The 21070-nt window shown below is 61.1% G+C and carries 18 protein-coding genes; 3 read left to right on the top strand and 15 right to left on the bottom strand.

What is annotated here, in order from left to right; translation table 11 throughout:
• Nucleotides 1-300 precede the first annotated feature (300 nt).
• The 3 genes from ACCD05_RS19995 to ACCD05_RS19985 all read left to right on the top strand — a co-directional run bounded on the left by ACCD05_RS19995 (nt 301) and on the right by ACCD05_RS19985 (nt 3451).
• Nucleotides 301-1554 carry a multidrug effflux MFS transporter gene (locus ACCD05_RS19995; protein WP_112435937.1) on the top strand — a complete coding sequence of 418 codons (1254 nt, stop codon included), beginning with the start codon at nt 301-303 and terminating at the stop codon, nt 1552-1554.
• A gap of 130 nt (nt 1555-1684) precedes the next feature.
• Nucleotides 1685-2191, top strand: coding sequence for a GNAT family N-acetyltransferase (locus ACCD05_RS19990; RefSeq protein ID WP_112435936.1), 507 nt, complete (start codon nt 1685-1687; stop codon nt 2189-2191).
• Nucleotides 2192-2236: 45 nt separating this feature from the next.
• A complete protein-coding gene (locus ACCD05_RS19985; RefSeq protein ID WP_112435935.1) occupies nt 2237-3451 on the top strand; it encodes an MFS transporter in 1215 nt (404 codons plus the stop codon).
• 80 nt (nt 3452-3531) lie between these two features.
• Here the strand turns inward: ACCD05_RS19985 and ACCD05_RS19980 are convergent, their stop codons facing one another.
• The 15 genes from ACCD05_RS19980 to ACCD05_RS19910 form a co-directional block, all read right to left on the bottom strand.
• A complete protein-coding gene (locus tag ACCD05_RS19980; RefSeq protein ID WP_112435934.1) occupies nt 3532-6660 on the bottom strand; it encodes a multidrug efflux RND transporter permease subunit in 3129 nt (1042 codons plus the stop codon).
• A gap of 6 nt (nt 6661-6666) precedes the next feature.
• Nucleotides 6667-7860 (bottom strand): efflux RND transporter periplasmic adaptor subunit, encoded by a 1194-nt coding sequence (locus tag ACCD05_RS19975; protein WP_413394837.1) that lies wholly within the window; start codon nt 7858-7860, stop codon nt 6667-6669.
• 39 nt (nt 7861-7899) lie between these two features.
• Nucleotides 7900-8469: a TetR/AcrR family transcriptional regulator gene (locus tag ACCD05_RS19970; protein WP_413394835.1), complete on the bottom strand. Its 570-nt coding sequence runs from the start codon at nt 8467-8469 to the stop codon at nt 7900-7902.
• Nucleotides 8470-8819: 350 nt separating this feature from the next.
• The gene (locus ACCD05_RS19965) at nt 8820-10121 is read right to left on the bottom strand and encodes an LLM class flavin-dependent oxidoreductase (RefSeq protein WP_112435931.1); all 1302 of its coding nucleotides are present in this window, start codon (nt 10119-10121) and stop codon (nt 8820-8822) included.
• A 6-nt stretch (nt 10122-10127) separates the two neighbouring features.
• A complete protein-coding gene (locus ACCD05_RS19960; protein WP_047503477.1) occupies nt 10128-10886 on the bottom strand; it encodes an ABC transporter permease in 759 nt (252 codons plus the stop codon).
• Complete coding sequence (locus ACCD05_RS19955; RefSeq protein ID WP_112435930.1) at nt 10883-11671, bottom strand: ABC transporter permease; 789 nt, start codon at nt 11669-11671, stop codon at nt 10883-10885. The genes ACCD05_RS19960 and ACCD05_RS19955 overlap by 4 nt, the downstream gene beginning before the upstream one ends.
• Before the next feature lie 5 nt (nt 11672-11676).
• Nucleotides 11677-12702: an ABC transporter substrate-binding protein gene (locus ACCD05_RS19950; protein WP_112435929.1), complete on the bottom strand. Its 1026-nt coding sequence runs from the start codon at nt 12700-12702 to the stop codon at nt 11677-11679.
• A gap of 51 nt (nt 12703-12753) precedes the next feature.
• Nucleotides 12754-13533, bottom strand: a complete 780-nt coding sequence (locus tag ACCD05_RS19945) for a class II aldolase/adducin family protein (RefSeq protein WP_112435928.1) — start codon at nt 13531-13533, stop codon at nt 12754-12756.
• Nucleotides 13534-13555: 22 nt separating this feature from the next.
• On the bottom strand, nt 13556-14491 hold the full coding sequence (locus tag ACCD05_RS19940; RefSeq protein ID WP_112435927.1) for an ABC transporter ATP-binding protein: 936 nt from the start codon (nt 14489-14491) through the stop codon (nt 13556-13558).
• Nucleotides 14492-14836: 345 nt separating this feature from the next.
• Nucleotides 14837-15775, bottom strand: a complete 939-nt coding sequence (locus ACCD05_RS19935) for a nucleoside hydrolase (protein WP_112950341.1) — start codon at nt 15773-15775, stop codon at nt 14837-14839.
• Nucleotides 15775-16704, bottom strand: a complete 930-nt coding sequence (locus ACCD05_RS19930; protein ID WP_162718062.1) for a cupin domain-containing protein — start codon at nt 16702-16704, stop codon at nt 15775-15777. The genes ACCD05_RS19935 and ACCD05_RS19930 overlap by 1 nt, the downstream gene beginning before the upstream one ends.
• Nucleotides 16704-17957: a hydantoinase/carbamoylase family amidase gene (locus tag ACCD05_RS19925; RefSeq protein ID WP_112435924.1), complete on the bottom strand. Its 1254-nt coding sequence runs from the start codon at nt 17955-17957 to the stop codon at nt 16704-16706. Before ACCD05_RS19925 ends, ACCD05_RS19930 begins: the two co-directional genes overlap by 1 nt.
• 5 nt (nt 17958-17962) lie before the next feature.
• On the bottom strand, nt 17963-18841 hold the full coding sequence (locus tag ACCD05_RS19920; protein ID WP_112435923.1) for an alpha/beta fold hydrolase: 879 nt from the start codon (nt 18839-18841) through the stop codon (nt 17963-17965).
• Nucleotides 18842-18884: 43 nt separating this feature from the next.
• On the bottom strand, nt 18885-20024 hold the full coding sequence (locus ACCD05_RS19915; protein WP_112435922.1) for a pyridoxal phosphate-dependent aminotransferase: 1140 nt from the start codon (nt 20022-20024) through the stop codon (nt 18885-18887).
• 2 nt (nt 20025-20026) lie between these two features.
• Complete coding sequence (locus ACCD05_RS19910) at nt 20027-20815, bottom strand: SDR family oxidoreductase (RefSeq protein WP_047503451.1); 789 nt, start codon at nt 20813-20815, stop codon at nt 20027-20029.
• Between the last annotated feature and the right edge of the window lie 255 nt (nt 20816-21070).

The following is a 21070-nucleotide window of genomic DNA, read 5'->3' as shown; positions in this document are numbered from 1 at the left end:
TTGGCGAATGGACTTTTGCGGAAAAACCGGTCTGCCGCGCGGGAATGCTTCGACTCGCAACGCATGTCGGGCTTCTGGCGATCCCGACATCGGAGTGGCGTCGTACGTCCGTGAGCTCGTCGCGATGAAGCAACGCGCCTAGAGCGGTGGCAGGCCGCGATCGCCACCGCTTGCATCGCCAGATTTCCGGCCGCCGAACTCATGAATGCCGGACATAGGTTCATCCCAAACTAAGCGGCTAATCAGCAAGGATGACCAAGTATAAATTCGCGCCAAATTCAGCGAATTGCAAAGATCACAATGTCATCCGAAAACGATACGGTCTCCTTTGGTGGAGCAAATGAAGCAGACGCCCAGCCGGCCCATTCCAGCCGCTGGCATGTTCTCGGCATTCTCAGCGCGCTGATGGGCTTCGCCTCCATCTCGACGGACTTCTATCTGCCCGCCATGCCGGACATGGCTGTTTCGCTTGGCGCCAGCACAGGCAGCGTGGAGTTCACGATCTCCGGCTTCCTGATCGGCTTCAGTCTGGGCCAGCTGGTCTGGGGCGCCTTGAGCGACAAGTACGGACGACGCATGCCGGTTGCCGCCGGCCTTGTTCTTTTCATCATCGGCTCCGCGGGTTGCGCCATGGCACAGAACGTCGAAACGATCATCATCTGGCGCATCATTCAGGCGCTGGGCGCATGTGCGGGCGTTGTCTTGTCGCGTGCCATGGTTCGCGATCTTTACGCCGGTCCGCGCGCCGCCCAGATGTTGTCGACGCTGATTGCGGTCATGGCGATCGCGCCGCTTCTCGGTCCTATCATCGGTGGGCAAATTGCTGCCGTCGCCGGCTGGCGGGCGATCTTCTGGACGTTGGTGATCCTCGGCGCGGCCAGCCTGGCAGCACTCTTCACGCTTCCCGAAACGCTTCCGCCGGAAAAGCGCCGGCAGGACTCGCTTCTCGGCGCGTTCGGACGCTACGGTAAGCTGCTGGGGCAGAAGAAGATTCTCGGTTATGCGGGTGTTGGCGCGTTCTTCTATTCGGGAATGTATGCCTATATCGCCGGAACGCCCTTCGCCTTCATCACCTATCACCACGTCCCCGCCGAATATTACGGCCTGTTGTTTGGATCGGGTATCGTTGGCATCGTCGTCACCAATCTGGTCAACACGCGCCTGGTCCCCCGTTTCGGTATGGACGCGATCCTTGTGCGGGGGGCGGTGGTCGCCATGCTGGCTGGCCTTGTCCTGGGTGTCGCCTCGTATTTTGATGCCGGCGGCCTGTGGGGCTTGTTCATCCCGCTGCTGGTGTTCGTCTCGATGACCGGTTTCATCGTCGCCAACTCGATCGCCGGTGCGCTGTCTGATTTTCCCGAGCAGGCGGGATCCGTGTCGGCGCTCGTCGGCGCCATTCAGTATGGCAGCGGCATTGCCGGCTCCGGCCTCGTTGGCTTGTTTGCCGATGGGACGCCATGGCCGATGGGCTGGGTTATTGCCCTCATGAGCATTGGCTCCGTGCTGTGCGTGGGTCTGGTGGTACAGGGAAATTCGGAAAAAGGTAGGGGTTGATCCGCAGAGCGCGGGACTTGCCGGGACGCCACGATATCTGAAAGGATTGGCTGGCGGATCTCCTTCAACCAGATAAAACTCGTTATACGAAGAACGGCTTCGCCGGTCAGCCACAAGGCTCCAGCACATCATGACGAAAACGCAATCAGTGCCATCTGAGGTCATCATACGCCCCGCATCGCCTTCAGATGTCGGGACGCTCGGAGATTTCGGTACTCGTCTCGTCGCCCTTCATCACGAACTCGACCCGCAGCGCTTTCTCGAGACGACGGACGGTACGCCGTCCGGGTACAGCCGGTTTCTGGAAAAGAAGATTGCCGATCCGAATGCGGTCCTGCTCGTAGCCGTGCAGGACGACGCGGTGCTGGGCTATAGCTACGCCCAGATCGAGGGATACGACTACATGTCCTTGCGCGGACCAGCAGGCGTCTTGCACGACCTCTTCGTCGACGAAGGCCGCCGACGCGAAGGCATCGGACGCAGATTGCTTGAGGCTGCGCTGTCCGAAATAAAAAAACACGGCTCCGCACGTGCCGTTCTTTCCACCGCTCATCGCAACAAGGCGGCGCAGCAATTGTTTGCGTCTCTGGGTTTCCGACCGACGATGGTGGAGATGACTTGCGAACTCAATGATTGATCGTGCCCATCGCGCGCGATCTCGCACCCCCCGGGAAATGGAATAATGACGCGTAATACACAATCAACGCCCGGCATGTCGGGCGCAATGACATTGCTGTTTGCAATCGTGGGCGGGGCAGCTGTAGGCAACCTCTATTGGGCGCAGCCCCTGCTCGCGGCAATCGCGAAGTCCCTCGATGTACCGATCGGATCCGCAGGCGCGCTCGTGACAATGACGCAGATTGGCTATGCGCTCGGCATCGTGTTGATCGTACCGCTTGGCGATGTGGTCGTCCGGCGCAGACTGATCCCGATCATCATGTTTCTTTCATCTCTGGCACTGCTCGGCACCGCATTCGCGCCGTCCTACGCAACGCTGCTCGCCACCTTGACCGCGGTCGGCATTACAACGGTGGCCGGCCAGTTGCTCATACCGCTCGCCAGCGACCTGTCGAGCCCTGAGGAACGCGGACGAACGGTCGGAACGATCGTCGGCGGCATCCTGATCGGCATCCTTCTGTCGCGCACCGTCAGCGGCGTCATTGCCGATCTTTTCGGATGGCGTGCTGTCTATCTCCTCGCCGCTGTCGTAACCGCATCCTTCTCCTTCTTGCTGACACGCGTGCTTCCGAGCGAAAAGGAACGGCCCCGCATCGCCTATGGACGATTGCTTGCCTCGGTGCCGGTCGTGGTGCGAAAGCACCGATCCGTGCAGGTGACGCTGGTGATCGGGACAGTGGGCTTTTGCACGTTTACCATGTTCTGGACGGGCCTCACATTCCTGCTAAGCTCTGAGCCGTTCTCATACTCGCTCAGCCAGATCGGTCTCATGGGTGTCGTCGGCCTCGCCGGTTCGCTTGCCGCGAGGCGGATAGGCTGGCTCCACGACAACGGCTATTCGGCGGCCGGTACGGGCGCCGCTCTGGTCCTCGCATTCGTCTCGCTGGGTATCGGCGCAATCGGGGCAAGCAACATTCTGCTGGTCGCGCTCGCCGTTCTGCTGTTCGATGTCGCTATCCAAAGCAACAACGTCCTCAATCAGACGCGCCTGTTTTCCGTTGAGCCCGAAGCCCGCAGCCGTCTCAACACAGCTTTCGTTTCGTGCAATTTCCTCGGTGGTGCCTTGGGTTCGTTGCTGGCGGGGCTCTTGTGGGAGATGGCAGGCTGGAAGGCTATCATGACCGGTGCGATGGCGTTGATCTGCCTGGCCTTCGCTCTCTGGCTCATCCAGCGCCATCATCTCTCGGTGTCCACGGGGCCCAAGAAAGAAGTTAGGTAATCAATCCGGAACTGCCGGATAGGCTTGCGCTCGGCGTGTTTGACGGGGTGAGTTCTCTGCGGAACTCACCCCGTCGCTATTCAACCGCGCCCCTCCTCCGAGGCGTCGTCTTCGACGGGTCGCTTCGTTCTCATCACCTTGAGCACGAAGACGAAGAACGCCGGCACGAAGAAGATCGCAAGGACGGTAGCTGAGATCATGCCGCCGAGCACGCCCGTTCCGATGGCGTTCTGGCTCGCCGCGCTCGGTCCCGTCGCAATCGCCAGCGGCACGACGCCGAGCGTGAAGGCGAGTGACGTCATGACGATCGGTCGGAAGCGCAATTTCGCCGCATCCACGGCCGATTCCAGCAATGACTTGCCCTCTGCATAGTAGTCCTTGGCGAACTCCACGATCAGGATCGCGTTCTTGGCCGAAAGCCCGATAATGGCGATCAGCCCGACCTTGAAGTAGAGGTCGTTTGGCATGTCGCGGAGTATGACCGCGAGTACCGAGCCGATCACCCCCAAGGGCACGACGAGGATGACCGAAATCGGAATCGACCAACTCTCATAGAGACCTGCAAGCAGGAGGAAGACAAACAGGATGCTCAGCCCGAAAAGGAAGGGCGCCTGGCTGCCCGAGGTGATTTCTTCCAGCGACTGGCCCGACCATTCGAAACCAAAGCCTTCGGGAAGCTCGGAGGCGATCCGCTCCATTTCGGCGATCGCAGCACCTGTGGACTCTCCCGGTGCCGGTGCGCCGGAGATGCGCACGGTCGGATAGCCGTTATAGCCGACGATCTGCGGCGGGCCCTTCTGCCACTGCGCGATTGCGAAGGACGAAAGCGGAACCATCCCGCCCGTCGCATTGCGGACGTTGATTTTCAGCACATCCTCGATCTGCAGTCGGCTGCGGTCCTGGGCCTGGACGATGACACGCTGCATCCTGCCACGGTTGGGATAGTCGTTGATGTAGGACGAGCCCAGATTGGCGGTGATCGCGTTGTTGATATCCGCGAAGGTCACGCCGAAGGTGTTGGCCTTTTCGCGGTCGATAACGAACAGCACCTGGGCGGCGTCCGGAAGGCCTTCCATGCGCACGCCGGTTACGACTTTGCTCTGCCCGGCCTTCGCCATCAGCTCGGCCGTCGCGTTCGCGAGCGCGGCCTGGCCAAGTCCTGCACGGTCCTGGAGACGGAAGGAGAAGCCACCGGTGGTGCCAAAGCCCTCGATCGGGGGCGGCGAAAGAGCGAAGGACGTGGCATCCTTCAGCGCGAAGAGCTGCATGTTGGCCCGGTTGGCGATATCCTGCACCGAGTTGCCTTCACCGCGCTCCGACCAGTCCTTCAGCGTCACGAAGGCGAGACCGGCATTGGCGCCATTGCCCGAGAAGCTGAAGCCCTGGATCGCCACGATGTTGGCGACCGCCGGCTCCGCCTTGAAGATCGTCTCGATCTTTCTGATCGACTCGATCGTGCGGTTTGCGCTGGCTTCCGGCGGCCCCTGGATGTCGACGATCAGGAAGCCCTGGTCTTCATCCGGCACGAAGGATGTCGGCAAGCTCACGAAGAGATAGCCGAGGCCAACGACGAGCGCGAGATAGACGATCATCATCCGGCCGGCGCGGCGCGCCATTCCAGTCACCGAGCTGGTGTAGCGGTTGGTCAGCTTCTCGAATTTGCGGTTGAACCAGCCGCCCGGGCCGCCCTTCTGATGATGACCGCCCTTGATGGGCTTCAGGAAGGTGGCGCAGAGTGCCGGCGTCAGCGACAGGGCAAGGAAGGCCGAGAACAGGATCGACACGACCATCGTCAGCGAAAACTGCCGATAGATGATGCCCGTCGAGCCTGGGAAGAAGGCCATCGGAATGAACACGCATGAAAGCACGAGCGTGATGCCGAGGATCGCCCCGGTGATCTGGCCCATGGCCTTTTTCGTCGCCGCCTTCGGCGACAGGCCTTCCTCGGCCATGATGCGCTCGACATTCTCGACCACGACGATCGCATCGTCGACGAGGATGCCGATCGCGAGCACCATCGCGAACATGGTCAGAACGTTGATCGAGAACCCGGTCGCGTACATGACGGCGCAGGTGCCGAGCAGCGCAACGGGTACGACCAGCGTTGGGATGACGGTGTAACGGAAGTTCTGCAGGAACACGAACATCACGATGAACACCAGCACGATCGCTTCGAGCAGCGTGTGAATGACCTTTTCGATCGACGCCGAGACGAACGGGCTGGTGTCGTACGGAACGCTATACTCAACCCCCTTCGGGAAGAAGCGGCTCAGCGTCTCCATCTTGGCCTTGATCGCGGCGGAGACCGCAACGGCATTGCCTGTCGAGGACAACTGGATACCGATGGCTGCCGAGGGCTGACCGTTGAGACGGCTGGTGAAGTTATAGGACTCCGCGCCCTGCTCGATGCGCGCGACATCCTTCAGGCGAACGGTCGAGCCGTCCGAATTCGCGCGCAGGATGATCTCGCCGAATTGCTCCGGTGTGCTCAGCTGCCCCTGGACCAGGACGGTCGCGGTCAGATCTTGTGTGATGGGATTGGGACTGGCGCCGATCTGGCCTGCCGCAACCTGGGCGTTCTGCGCGGTGATTGCCGCGTTGATATCGTCCGTGTTGATGTTGAGGCCGACCATCTTGTCCGGATCGATCCATACGCGCAGAGCGCGCTGCGCTGCGAAAAGCTGAGCGCGTCCGACACCATCGATGCGTCGGATTTCACCGATGACGCTACGATTGATGTAGTCGCCAAGCTCCACTTCGTCGCGACTGCCGTCGGTCGATGTCATCGAGACGATCATCAGGAAGCCTGAGCTTGCCTCTTCGACGGTGACGCCTTGCGTGCGCACGGTGGCAGGAAGACGGGCTTCCACGCGGCGGATCGCGTTTTGAACGTCGACCGATGCCTGATCGATATCCGTCCCGGCGCGGAACGTCGCATTGATGCTGACCGAGCCGGAATTGTCCGAGGTCGATTCGAAATAGAGCAGGCCCGCGACACCGTTGAGCTCATCTTCGATCTGGCGTGTTACGCCCTGATAAATTTCCTGCGGCGATGCACCGGGATATGCGGTGGAGATCGTCAGCTGGGGCGGCGCGACCTTGGGATACTGCGCAATCGGCAGGAATGGGATTGCGATGATGCCCGCGATGGAAATGAACAACGCGAAGACCCAGGCCAGAATCGGCCTGCGAATGAAAAGTTGTGCCATGATCGATTACTCCGATGTCTTCACCGGCTGCTGAGAAGAAGAGGCCGCCGCTTCGGCCGGCTTCCATGCTTCCGGCGCAACCTTGGCGCCAGGCTGCACCTTCTGCACACCGTCGACGATGATGCTTTCACCCTGCTTCAAGCCGCCCTCGACCAGCCATTCGGAACCCTGGGCCTGGCCAAGCGTGACCTTGCGAAGCTCAGCCACGTTATCGGCGCCAAGCACGTATACCTGGGCCTGACCGGCATCGTCACGAATGACCGCGCGCTGCGGGATCGTGAAGGCATTGTGGCGAACGGCCTGCTCTATCCGGACGCGCACATACATGCCCGGCAGAAGATCGCCGGCCTTGTTGGGGAATTCCGCCCTCAGCGTAACCTGCCCCGTGTTGGAATCGACATTGGCATTGGCAAAAAGCAGCTTGCCCGGCTCGGCATAGAGAGAGCCGTCGTCGAACACCAGCTCGACGCGGGCCTCACCGGGGGCCGTGCTGGCAAGCGTGCCGGCGGACACCGCCCTTTTCAGGTTCAGCAATTCCTGCGCCGACTGGGTAAAATCGGCATAGACGGGATCGACCTGCTGTATGAGGGCAAGGTTCGACGTCCCATCGGCTGTGACCAGGGCACCTTCGGTAACAAGCGCGGCGCCGATAACGCCCGATATCGGCGCGCGGACCTCGGTATATTCGAGATTGATCTTCGCCTCGTCCAGCCCGGCTTCGGCCGAGGCGACATCCGCGGTCGCCTGCGCGAGGTTGACGGCCGCCGTGTCGTACTCGATGCCGGAGGCAATGTTGCGATCACGCAGGCTCTTCTGCCGCTCGAGCTGAAGTCGCGCATTATCCTGGATCGACTTCGCACGTTGAAGCGCCGCTTCGGCGCTCGCCACGCGAACGCGAAACAGACGGGGATCGATCCGGTAGAGGACATCGTCCTTCTTGACGGTCGCGCCCTGCTCGAAAACACGCTCCTGCAGAATGCCGGACACACGTGCCCTCACCTCGGAGATACGCGTTGCCGCGATACGTCCGGGAAGTTCGTTGACGACGGGCACATCCTTGCCCGTCAACTCGATAACGGCAACTGCCGGCGGCGGCATCGCGCCTGCCTCTTGGGCCTGGGACGCACCAAGGGGGGTTACGAGAAAGCTGGTGGCGATCAGACACGCCTTCAGGCGCGCCATTCGGCTACTGCGTCGCATTTACATTCCTTTTTTGAGGTGCCCCGCGCGTCGAGCGGGTCATGTCATATCCGCATAGGAGAGATAGATTGAGCGTATGCCCTCGAGGATCTGCCGGCGCTCGTTCTCCGGCCAGGTATGGAAGGCAAAAAGCTCGGTGCAGAAAAAACCGCTTAGTGCGAGATAGGCCATCAGAGCTGCTTTCGGCTTGGCTCCCTCCGCCATCTTGCGAAGATCGAGATCACACCACTCGCGCATCGTTTCCTGAAGCTTATCGCCGCTTGCCATCGACGCGCTGAGAGCCATCGCAACGGCGCGATAGGTTTCGTCAACGGTGATCTCGGCAGACGAGATACGACCGAAGAGCTCGGGGTGAGGCGTATCTTGAGACGCCCGCACGCAATCATTGATATGCGCCAAGTCAGCCTCGAATTTCCGATGAACCAGAGCCTCGAGCAAGCCACTTTTGGATTTGTGATCGTAGACCACCCTGGCCTTGCTGACACCGGCCTCCTGAGCGACGGCATCGATCGACAGCCCCGTCGCGCCGAGCCGTACAACCACGCGCTCCGCTGCGTCCAGGATGTCATCCTCGCTGATTTTTCTCGTCCGGCCCATGCAGTGCTCCAATTCGGGCGTTTATTTACGAACGATCGGATTTAAATGCAACAACAAAAACCGCCAACTTGAACGGTCACGCCTTCAAGTAGGTGCGGCGGCTTCCCCTTCGGGAAGGCAGTTGGTCGATGAAAACAGCTTAGCAGTTAAGGCAGATTGTGTCGCCATGGCCGAAATGTCGGCGTGGCCGATGTCTGAAGCGGCGAATGCGGGGAAGCACAAACACGACGTTTTGTAGCAGGACTAGGCGGACGGCTACCGCCTCTCTGATCACCGCAACACACCGAAAAGGTGCACGATGGCGCGCGCACGCAGCCCGCTGCGTGCTGATGTGTTCACCGTTTTCCTGCAGGCTCAGAGCTTCAGGATGGAACGCGCACCGGACGTGCGAAGCCCATGCGGTCGCGCAGCGTGTTGCCCTCGTACTCGGTGCGATAAAGGCCGCGCTGCTGAAGGATCGGGACGACCATGTCGACGAAGTCGGTCAGCCCATCCGGAAAGTGCGACGGCATGATGTTGAAGCCGTCGGCGGCGCCGGTCGTAAACCAGGCCTCGAGCGTGTCGGCGATATATTCGGGCGTGCCGCAAAGCACCCAGTGACCGCGCGCGGCGGCCATGAGGTTGTAGACGTCGCGCAGCCGCATGTTCTCGCGCCGCGCCTTGTCGAGCATGACCTTGGCGAAGGCGTGATAGCTGTCGGAGGGCTTCAGATCGTCGGGGATGGGACCGTCGAGATCGTAGACGCTCATGTCGATGCCGAAGCGATCGGACAGCAGCGACAAGGCATTGGTTTCGCTAATAAAGCCCTGTAGCGCCGCGAGCTTGTCGTGCGCTTCGCGCTCCGTGCGGCCGACGATCGGCATCACGCCCGGCAGGATCACCATGCTGTCTTCGGCGCGGCCGTAATTCAGCAAGCGGTCCTTGACGGAGCGGTAGAAGGCGCGAGCCTCCTCCAGATCCTGCGTGACCGAGAACACAACATCCGCCGACTTCGCCGCCAGTTCTTGGCCGGGACCAGAGCCGCCGGCCTGCAGGATGATCGGCTGACCCTGCGGCGAGCGGCCGATGTTCAGAGGGCCCTTGACCTTGAAATGCGCGCCCTCGTGATCAAGAGAGCGAACCTTGGCCGGATCGATGTAAAGACCCGTCTCGCGGTCGGCGACGATTGCGTCATCAGCCCAACAATCCCAGAGACCGCGAACAACGGTCAGGAATTCCTCTGCGATCTCGTAGCGCTTGGCGTGATCGGGATGAATGGTCCCGAAATTCGCCGCCGCCGTCGGGTTTGCGGTCGTCACCGCGTTCCAGGCCGCGCGACCGCCGCTCAGATGATCAAGCGACGCGAAGACGCGGGCGACCGTGAAGGGATCGCTGTAGGTCGTCGACACGGTGGCGCCGAGCCCGATATGCTTTGTCGCGCCGGCGATAGCCGACAGCAGCGTCAGCGGCTCGAGCCGCGCTGTGTAGGATGGGTGCGCTGCCGGATCGGCGTGCAGGTTATCGCCCATGAAGATCAGATCGAAAAGACCACGCTCGGCTTCCTGCGCGATCGTGCGGACCTGATCGATATTCTGGAAGCTATCGATCGCGCCCGGCATACGCCAGCCGGCAACATGGCTGCCGGTGCCGAGAAGAAAGAGGCCGAAGTGAATCTTGCGTGTCATGCCTGCTTATCTCCAGAAGACGTAGCGTCGCTCGACGAAGCTGATCAGGCCGAAGAAGACGAGGCTGATCGTCGAGGCAACAATGATGGCCGCCCAGACCTTGACGAAATCGATCTGCAGCACGGCCTGATAGATGACCCAGCCGAGCCCGCCATAGGCGCCAAGCATCTCGGTGACGATGGCGACCAGCACGCTTCGCACTGTGGAGACACGCATGCCGGCGATGATCAGCGGCAATGCGGTCGGCAGACGCAGCCGCCAGACGATGGCGAGCTGCCCTGCCCCGAAGGAACGGATGAGATCGACCGTCTTGCGATCGATCCGATCTAGGCCTGCGATGGTGCTGAGAAAGATCGTGAAAGAGACCGCGATCGCGACCATCACCACCTTGGAGGCCATGCCCATGCCGAACCAGAGCAGGACAAGCGGCGAATAGGCGACGACGGGGACGGAGTTGATGGCGGTCGCGAGTGGCAAAACCACCCCACGAGCAGCCGGGATGATCGTAACGAGGACCGCCAGCGACATGCCGATGCCGCAGCCAATCACGTAGCCCGCCAGGGCTTCGCCTGCTGTGAAGGCGGTGGCATCGAGAAGGTTACCCGCGTCGGAGACAATTCCGGCCAGAATGCTGCTGACCGAGGGCAGCACATAGGCTGGCAGGTTGAGACCACGTGCGGCGAGCTCCCAGACCACCGCAAGCAGAAGCGCGCCGGCGATGCCACGCCCGATCTGGCGCAGGTTTTCATTCGGTTGGCTGTTCATTTCTCGCTACCCCAGAAGACGAAATGGCGCTCTGCAAAGGAGACGATGCCGTAAAGCCCCATCCCGAGACAGGCTGAGACGACGATGGTGGCCCATATGCCGACGACGTTTTCGTTGTACATCGCCTGCAGCAACAACACCCCAAGCCCGGTAGTGTCACCGAACCACTCGCCAACGATGGCGCCGACGAGAGCCAGCGAAGAGGCAAGCTTCAGCGCGACGAAGATTTGCGGGAGGGCGGCCGGCAGATAGATCCGCCGCAGGATTTGTCCATCCTTGGCGCCGAAGCTGCGCACCAGCTGGACCTGTTTCGGATCGACCGATGAAAAGCCGAGGATCGCATTGACCGTAACCGGCAGGAAGCTGACGTAGAAAGAGATTACCGCCTTGGCGAACAGCGTGTTTCCGAACCAGAGCACGACGACCGCGCCGAAGGCGATGACCGGAATGGTCTGCGACACGATGAAGAGCGGAAAGAACAGCTCGCGGAGCACAGACCAGCGGTGAAAGACGACCGCAATGGCCACGCCGAACAAGCTGCCGGCAACGAAGCCGAGCGCCGTCTCGAGGAAGGTCCGCCACAGGCCGGCGATATAGGCGCCTGGTGTCGCCATGATATTGGCTGCAATGGCGCTCGGACGCGGCAGATAATAGGGGCGGATGCCAAAGGCCATGACGATGACTTCGATCGCCAACAACCCGACAGCCAGCCATAGGATTGGTTTTGCCGCGGCGTAGATCCTGCCCGTCGAAATGACGGGCAGGCTTGTCGCAGAAGAATTCATTCCACTCACAGGCGTCGTTCCTCGGCCGGGATCTTCTCGATGAAGGAGGCGTTGAAGGCCTTGTCGAGATCGACGGGCTTCGAGATCACGCCATACCTGGCCAGAAGCTCGTTGGCGGAACCGACCGCGGCCTTGTCGATAGTAAAGATACCGTCGGTGGAGGCCTTGCCTGCCGTCATCAGCGTCTTGATCTCGGACAGCATGAATTCCTGCTGCGCGCGGTCGAGTGTCGGCGCGATCTTCATGATGATGTCGATTGCTTCCTTCTCGTTGGCGAAGGCTTCCTTCCAACCCTTGACGCTGGCGCGCAGGAACTTTTCGACGAGTTCCGGCTTCTCTTGCGCGGTCTGCTCGGAGACAATCAGCGTATCGCGCGGGAAGGAAACGCCGCTATCCTCGGGCACGAAGATGTTGAGGTTTTCCTTGCCGACGCGCTGGTTGATGACGTAGAGCTCGTTGTAGCGGGTCGCGGTCACGACATCGACCTGCTTGTCGACGAAGGGGGTGACGGAGACCTGCTGCGGCTGGATATCGGCCTGCTTCGGATCGATGCCGGCTTTCGACAGCATGGCCGCAAGCACATGGTTGGCCCCGGTGAACCAGGTGGTGATCTTCTTCCCCTTGAAGTCGGCAACACTCTGGACCGCCCCGTCCTTGTGCGAGACAAAGACGAACGGCGTCTGCTGATGGGCCACACCGATGCAGACGACCGGCAGGCCCTTGTCGCGCGCGGCGAACACGCTGTCGGAACCGCCGGAAAGACCGAACGTATCGGCGCCGGTCGCGACGAGGTTTTCGGTCAGAAGGTTCGGCCCACCTGGGTTGATAGTGAGGTTGATGCCTTCGTCCTTGTAGTAGCCCTTTTCAAGCGCCACGTAGAAGCCCGCGAACTGAGCCTGGGTGAGCCACTTCAGGCGCAGGCTGGCATCGACCATCTCCTGCGCACTGGCTGAAGCGGCGGACATGCCGAGCGCGGGAAGCGTCATGGCGGCGGCAGCGAAAGCTGCAATCACGTTACGTCTGTTAAGCATGAAACCCTCTTTTGATTTTCGTGACTTGGCGTTTTCCTCCCAATGATGCGCTTACTTGCGGAAGTCGGAGCCTTCCCTGTCCAGCTGGCGCAGGAAGGCCGGCCACTCCCGCTCGCCAGCAATAAGAATGTCGCCCTTGCTCTCCCAGAACTGGCGTGCCGCCTTCTCGCATACGTCGTGCGGCGGGATGACCAGCTCGGCGCCGGACGCGGTCGCGGCTTGAAGATCGAGCTGGATGCGGGCGGCGCGCTCGAAATAGTAGAGCAACATGAAGGCTTCGCCCGGCGTACGGCCAATGGTGAGGATGCCGTGGTTGCGCATCAGCATCACCCTGTTATCGCCGAGATGGCTGATGAGGCGCTCCTGCTCGGCCAAGTCGATGGCGACGCCTTCATAGGCGTGGAAAGCCTGGCGCTTGTAGAAGCGCATTGCGAACTGGCTGAGCGGCAGCAGGCCATCCTTCTGCGACGATACCGCGACGCTGGCATCGGAGTGCGTGTGCAATACGCAGACAGCATCATGGCTCGACTTGTGAAGTGCACCATGAATGACGAAGGCCGCCTTGTTGACCGTGTAAGGCGTATCGTCGAGCTTGTTGCCCTCGATATCGATCTTTACGAGGCTCGACGCGGTGATTTCCTCGAACAGGAAACCGTAGGGGTTGAGAAGGAACTGGTCTTCGTGACCGGGCACGCGCATCGAGATGTGATTGTAGATCAGATCGTCCATGCCGAGGCGGGCAACCATGCGGTAGCAGGCGGCAAGATCGACGCGCGCCTTCCATTCGTCTTCGGCGATATGGGCCGGGCGACCCGAATAGTGGTCAGTCATAATCTGTTTCCTCATGCTTCAATCAGTGTCCAGCAACCTGGAAGGACTTCATGCTCTCTTCCTCGATTGCCTCGAGAAGGGTCTTTTTCAGCGCAATGAATTCGGGCGACGTGACGATGTCGGCTTTGCGCGGACGCGGCAGGTCGACAACCTGCTCAAGCTTCACCTTGCCCGGGCGCGCGGTCATGACCAGCACACGGTCGCCGAGGAAGATCGCCTCGTCGACGTCATGGGTAATGAACAGCACGGTGCGCTTATGCTTCTGCCAGACATCGAGCAGCCAGCGCTGCATCATCGTGCGGGTGAGCGCATCCAGTGCCCCGAATGGCTCGTCGAGCAGCATCAGATCGCGCTTGAACAGGAAGGTACGCATCAGCGCCACGCGCTGGCGCATGCCGCCGGAAAGCTGGTTGGGGTACTGGTTCTCGAAGCCGGCGAGACCGAATTCGGGAAGCATTTCCATAGCGAGCTTTCGCGCCTCATTGCGCGACATCCCCTCGATCTCAAGAGCGAGAATGGCGTTGTCGATCACGTTACGCCAAGGCAGCAGCAGATCGCGCTGCGGCATGAACGACACCTTGCCGAGCAGATCGGATGCCGTGGAGCTGACGCCCTTGAGACGCAGGATATTGCCCGGATCGGGCTCTTCCAGGCCGGCGAGGATATTGAAAAGCGTGCTCTTGCCGCAACCCGACGGGCCAACCACGGTGACCAGTTCACCGGGGCGAATGGACACTTCGAGATCGCTCAGCGCCTTCGTCGCACCAAAGGTCTTCGACACATTCCGAAGCTCGATAAGCGGCTTGCCGTCGTCGGCGGCCTCGGGAGCTTCAAGCAAGGCTGGAGCTGTGGCCACAGGCTGCGCCTTTCGCGGCATCAGCAACTCGATCAACCCCATAGCGCCGGAGGCCGAACCGCGTGGGAAGAGCTCGTTAGGCGTTATCGCCCGATCAGTCATTCGCAAAACTCCTGTCACGTATGCAATTCTTCGTCTGCAGGATACAAGCAAGCGGCGTGCCAGATGCTAACTGCCCTGGTTTTTTATTCAAAAACCGATTCTTGCGGCAGAAAACCCAATCAGCATCCTCGTTAGAGGCATGGAAATCACCATAAGTATGCATAATAGTGGTTATGTGGATACAAGTATCCAATCTACGTGTCCGTAATGTGCTATTTGTTGTGCATTCGATGAGCGATTTGTAGCCATCCGCCTTTTGGATCGCTTCCGGCTACCGAACACAAAAAAGCCGGGAGCGGACTTCGTTCCCGGCTTCTCAAAATTGCCAGCTCAGCGGTCGCAGCTTCAGGAAAGCGCCCGCTTCATCATATCGAAGAAGCCGCCGTTCGATGCCTTTTCGACGACCCGCGCGTTGACCTTGAACTCCGGCCAGCGATTGCCGAGAACCGGAGGATGAACGGCCGAAAATCCCCTGGTGATTTCACCCGCGGTCTCGATCCGGACGACCGCGTCCCGCGCACTCTCGATCAGATCGGGATTGAGCGCCATGGCGCAGGTCAAGGAGTCGGGATGCGTGCTGATCGGCCGACCGTAGCGTGCTTCCGCCGTCTGGCGAGGGGTGGCAGAAACCTTGCGGTAGAACTCCGAAAGCGGCGTGTTCATCGCAAAGATTTCGTCGAGCTGATCCGCTTCGAACAGGCTGGAGCGCATGGTGAGCGTCCAGGTCGAAAGTGTGATGTTGAAGCCCGCCTCGAAGACGATCTTCGCGGCTTCCGGATCGATGAAGAAGTTGTACTCCGCGCAGGGCGTGATGTTGCCGACCGAGTTGTCGGTACCGCCCATGATCCAGAGATGGCGAACCGCCTTGGCGATGCGCGGCTCCTTCATCACCGCCAGCGCGATGTTGGTCAGCGGCGCCTGGGCGAGGATGTCGATCTCGCCGGGCTCGGCCATCACCTTCTCGATGATCGCATCGACGGCATGCATCGTCTCGGGCCGCTGGCGGGCGATCGGCAGGTTGGCGCCGCTCATCCCGTCATTGCCGTGCATGGTGGAGGCTTCCCACGGCTTGACCATCGGCCGGCGCGAGCCGCAGTAAACCGGCACCTTGCCGGAGAAGCCAGCGGCCTCGATGGTCGCCAGCGCGTTTTCCACCTGCTGGTCGAAGGGCACGTTGCCGACGCAGACGGTCACCGCCTCCAGCGTCGATCCCGGCGTCTTCATGGCCAGCAGCAGGGAATAGGTATCGTCCCCTGCGGTATCGGTATCGATGATCAGCCGCATCAGTAGAACTCGAATCCCATGGTGCGGGCATGATAGTAGAGCCCGCCGTCCTGGACGATCAGAAATTCGGCGCGTGTGTTCCCGTCATTGTGGTGGCTGTGCTTGGCGGCGGCAGGCGTCACCAGCGTTGCCCAGGGCGACCAGTCGCATTTCTGCTCGGCAACCATGGAATAGGCGGGGTCGCCTGCGACGACCAGCGTGATGGCGGCCGAATTGTGCTTGTGCGGCGGCTGCGCGCTCTTCGGCTTCAGCGTGTTGAGCGAAAGCGTCATGGTCGGTGTGATGTTGCGGGCGGCTTCGGTCTTTTCGGCCGAGAAGATCAGCGCGTGGCCTGAGGTCGAGGCATTGGCGTTCGAGCTGTAGACAACATCGAGCTGATGGGTGATTTCATCGGCCGGATAGTGCACGAACTGTACCGCGGCCTCCTTGCCGGTGACCGGAGCGGAGGCGTCGAACTTCAACTGTGGATCGTTGCCGACAGCCCAGAAGACGCAATCGTCCTTGGCGGTGATCGCCGAGGTGATGCCACCCGGGAGAAGGAAGACATCGCCCTTGCCGAGCGTCGCCTTCTCGTCGCCGACGACGAGGCTGGAGCTGCCCTTGATGACGTACCAGATAGACGCCGTGTTCACGAGCGTCGTATCCAGCGTCTCGCCGGCCTTCACGACTGCATAGCGCGCCAGCATCAGCGGCGTGGTCGCGGCGAAGGCACATTCCATCTTCTGGGATTGGTCGCAATTGATGAAGCCGGTCTTTTCCATCTTCATCGCCTTCGCCGGCTCTTCCATGAAGATGTGCCCCGGCACCGCCGGAAGCTTTATGTTGAAGGCATTGCCGGAATTGAAATAGCGGCTGCGCGCCTCGGCCGCGTTGGCGGGCTCGCGCGGCAATTGGACCGGCATTTCGGCCATGTCGTTGGCTGTGCTCATCATGCATCTCCTTGGTTGAACGAAACACCGGCTTTCTCCAGAAGCAGGTCGAGAAGAACGGTCGCCCCGGCAGCGACATGATCCGGCTCGGACCATTCGTCCGGGTGGTGGCTGATGCCGCCCCGGCAGGGAATGAAGATCATGGCGGACCGCGTCAGCGGCGCCATCTGCCGCGCATCGTGGCCGGCGGCGGAAAGAACCTCAAGGCGCGACAATCCGTGCCGGTCCGCCGACACCCGGATCGCCTGCTTCAGCCCCTCGTCGAACCCGTTTGAGGGCGCGTCGACAAGACGGCGGATGTCTACCTGGCATGCGCCGGCTTCGGCGCGTGCGATTTCCTCAAGGCGGGCGCCGCACGCTTCCAGCACGGTGTTTTCAGGATGGCGCAGGTCTATGCGGAATGTAACCTTGGCGGGGACGACCGACGGCGCATTGGGCTCGACCACGACACGGCCGATGGTGAATTTGATCAATTCTTCGCCTGCCATCGCGTCATGCATCCGCGTCGCCATGCGCGCGAACGCCTGCACCGCATCCTGCCGGCGGCTCATCGGCTCGGTGCCCGCATGTGCCTCGCGGCCCGTGATCGTGATGTCGTAGGTTTTCTTGCCCTGGATGCCGGAGACGACGCCGATAACGGCGCCTTCCGTTTCCAGCACATCGGCTTGCTCGATATGTGGCTCGATGTAGGAGTGCATCGGAAAACCAAGTTTGCGACGCGGCAAATCGGGGAACGCCGCATGCAGCTCGCCAAGCGCCTCGCCGACGCTGACGCCATCGGCGTCGCGCACCGCCATCACCTCTTCGTGGGTGCGCAGGCCTGCGAACAGTTCGGAGCCCATCATACCGGGAGCGAAGCGACTTCCCTCTTCGTTCATCCAGCCGACGACCGTGATCGAACGCTCCGGTTTCAGGCCCGCCTCCGATATCGCGGTCACGGCCTCAAGGGCCGCCAGCACGCCGAAGGCGCCATCAAAAAGACCGCCTGTCGGCTGGCTGTCGATGTGACTGCCGGCGACGACAGGCGCCAGGTGGGGAAGCACGCCTTTAAGCGTCAGAAACAGATTGCCCGCCGGATCGGTCGAAGCTTCGAGGCCGGCCGCTGCACCCCAGGCGATGATCCGCCGCCAGGCCAGGATTTCCTCGCCTGACAGTGCCTGGCGATTGACGCCGCCGCCGGGCAGCGCGCCATCCTCGCCGAGTGCCATAAGGCGGGTCCAGAGCCGGTCGGGAGAGATTGCGGGCCGCGCCATGTCTTCTACTCCGTCCGCATGACCTGACCGGGATCGGCGCGGGGATCGCGCACCTTCCAGGCACCCTGCTCCACCTGGGCGATGAAATCGGATACTACGGAATTGAACAGCGCCGGCTCTTCGAGGTTCAGCGTATGGCCCGCCTTCGGAAGAACGGAGAGACCACAGGCCGGCAGCATTTTCTTCAGGTAGATCGAAGGCTGCAGGCAATGATCGTCCTCGTCGCCGGTCATGACCAGCGTCGGTACCATCATCGTCTTAAGCTGCTCTTCAAGATCCCAGAAGGACGGGCGCCGGCACTGGACACCGCGCATGGTGTTGGAGGCGCCGACGGCCGAGTGATGCGACAGGCGTTCGGCGAAGGCCGCCCAGCCGCGCAGGTCCTTGTTCTGGAACTGCACCCGGCTGGCGCCGAGCGAATAGATCTTCGAGAATTCGGCCGGATCCCTCTCGAAATTGTCGGCGACCTTCAGCGAGGTATTGCGGAAATAGTCGGCCGTTTCCCGCTCCGTACCGTAACCGGCGCCGGCAATCGTCAGCGACAGGGCGCGCTCCGGCGTGCGCAGGCCGAAATGCAGGGCGGCGAAGCCGCCCATCGACAGGCCGACGATATGCGCCTTCTCGATGTCAAGCGCATCGAGCACGGCAATTGCATCATCGGCGGCATTGGCCTGTGAATACATCTCGATATCAGCCGGGATATCGGATGGCGCGTAGCCGCGCGCCGCATAAGTGATGCAGCGGTGACGACGGGCAAAGAAGCTCATTTGCGGTTCCCAGGCATCGTAGTTGCCGCCGAACTCGTGGATGAACAGGATAGGCGTTCCGCCCTCTCCTGCCGTCTCGTAGTAAAGCTTCGTTCCATCCTTGGCGGTCGCGTACATATGAAAGCCTCTTTGCCTTTTATCGTCGATGGATATGCCGGCCCTAGAAAAGGGCCGGTACGTCGTTGAGCGTGCGCGCGGTCTCGATATAGCGCGGCAGGCCTTCGCAGAAACGCTCAGCCCAAGCCGATGGCACCGAGGTCGAGACCTTGATGAAGCGATCACCGAAGGCGGCTGTGTGGTAACGCCCCTGGCGGATCATCACGCCCTCGCGGCGGGCGGCTTCGACGATGGCCTCTGGCGACACGCCGGTGGAGGCGGTCTCGAGAACCAGGAAGTTGCCATGCGAGACCGGGATCGGAACCGAGAGACCGGTCGCCTTCGCCGCTTCGATGATCATCGCCTTGTTGGCGCTGTCGATGCGGCGCACGTCCTTCATCCATTCCGGCTTGACCGAAAGGCCGGCCATCGCCGCGCGTTGTGCCACGACCGATGCGCCGAGTACCGAGGTGGAAGCGGCCGAGAACTCGTCGACCAGCTTCGGTTCGGCGACGAGCGCGCCAATGCGCATGCCAGCGAGACCGAGCCACTTGGAGAACGACAGCGAAACGACCGTGCCCTCCGGCGCGACCTGCAACACCGGAGTATGGCCGTCGGCGAAATCGCGGTAGGTGCAATCGTGGATCAGCAGCGCGCCGACCGAGCGAGCGATCTCGGCGAAAGCCTCGATCTCTTCGCGGTCATAGCGAATGCCGAGCGGATTGTTCGGATCGACGATGTAGATGATCGCGCAGCGCTCATCGACGTTGGCGCGCAGAGCCTCCGGCGTCAGCTTGTAGTTGACCGAGGCGTCGTAGATCGGGATCTGGATCACTTGTGCGCCTGCCTGTTCGGCGAACATGCACGGCCACTTCCACGTCGGGTCGGTGGTGACGAACGTGGTGCCAGGCTTCGACCGCGCTTTGCAGATCATAGCGAGCGCGTTGACGCCACCTTCTGTAATGAGCGCCTCGGCTGAGGTTCCGGCGACGCCGAGATCGGCAACGATTGCGCTGCGCAGCGCTTCGAAACCCATCGGCGGGGCATAAGCATTGAATTCGCCGGCCTCGACCGAGCGGATCATGGCTTCCGCGACCGCTGGATGGGCGGGCACGTGGTTGGTGTTCTGACCCATCCACGCCAGATCAGCCGTGGAGAACAGGTCGTCGAAATAGCGGTTGCGGGTGCGTGCATCAGCGGCCATGGTCAGATCACCGAGCCGCGCGCGGCAATGCCGCCGTCAATCGTAACGACCGTGCCGCTGATATAGGCGGCCTTGGGCGATGCCAGGAAGACACAGAGATCGGCGACTTCTTCGGCGGTTGCCGGACGCTTGCCCGGATACTTGTCGTATAGTTCTTCCCAGCGGCTCTCGTCGCCGAGCATGTCGATGGCTTTGCGCTTCATGATCTTGAACATGCGCGGGGTATCGACCGGGCCGGGGTTGACGCCGACGACACGGATGCCTTCATCCATGCTGCGGCCGCCGAGCGCCTTGGTGAAGCTCATCAGAGCGGCGTTGCCGGTGGAGCCGGCGAAGTAGGCGGCATCCCAGTTCTCGCCGGAATTGCCGATGACGTTGATGATCACACCACCCTTGCCCTCACCTTGGCCCTTGCGGCGCTTCCAGAATTCGCGCGCCAGCGTGATGTAGCCGAATACCTTGAGATCGAAGCCGCGGCGGATCGATTCGTCGGTGACGTCTTCGATCGAGCCGGCAGGAATATCGCCGGCGTTGTTCATGAGGATGTCGTAGTCGCCGCAGGCCTTGTCGAGCGCCACCATGGCCTCGGTCGTGCCGAGATCTGCTTCATGCACCGTGACGTTGACCGGGTACTGCGCCAGCTCCGCCTTCAGCTCTTCCATCGCCGCGCCGTTGCGGGCGGCAAGGTGAAGGTGACATCCTTCAGCAGCCAGCACCTTCGCGATGGCGTGGCCGATGCCCTGCGAGGCTCCGGTGATCAGCGCCGTCTTTCCAGCAAGATTAAGTTCCATTTGCATCTCCTGTGTGAATACATATTTCGCATTCTTGCATACGCCGATTTATCACCATGTCCATAGAGTTTTTTGCGATCAAGTTGGATTTTTTACCGCCTTGTCGCCAATTGACGAACAATTTTGCATACAATGCGAACCAAATAGGCGTGAAGCTTATTTCGTTAGCGTTTTCCCTTTTATTTTCGAAAACTTATTTTGTGTATACGAATACCTATTGCGCGAATACCGAAATGGCATAATGTCGCATCCCAG

Origin of the sequence: Rhizobium sp. Rhizsp42, assembly GCF_047304155.1 — a bacterium.
Classification (GTDB): Bacteria; Pseudomonadota; Alphaproteobacteria; order Rhizobiales; family Rhizobiaceae; genus Rhizobium.
This window is presented reverse-complemented; position numbering and strand designations above follow the sequence as displayed.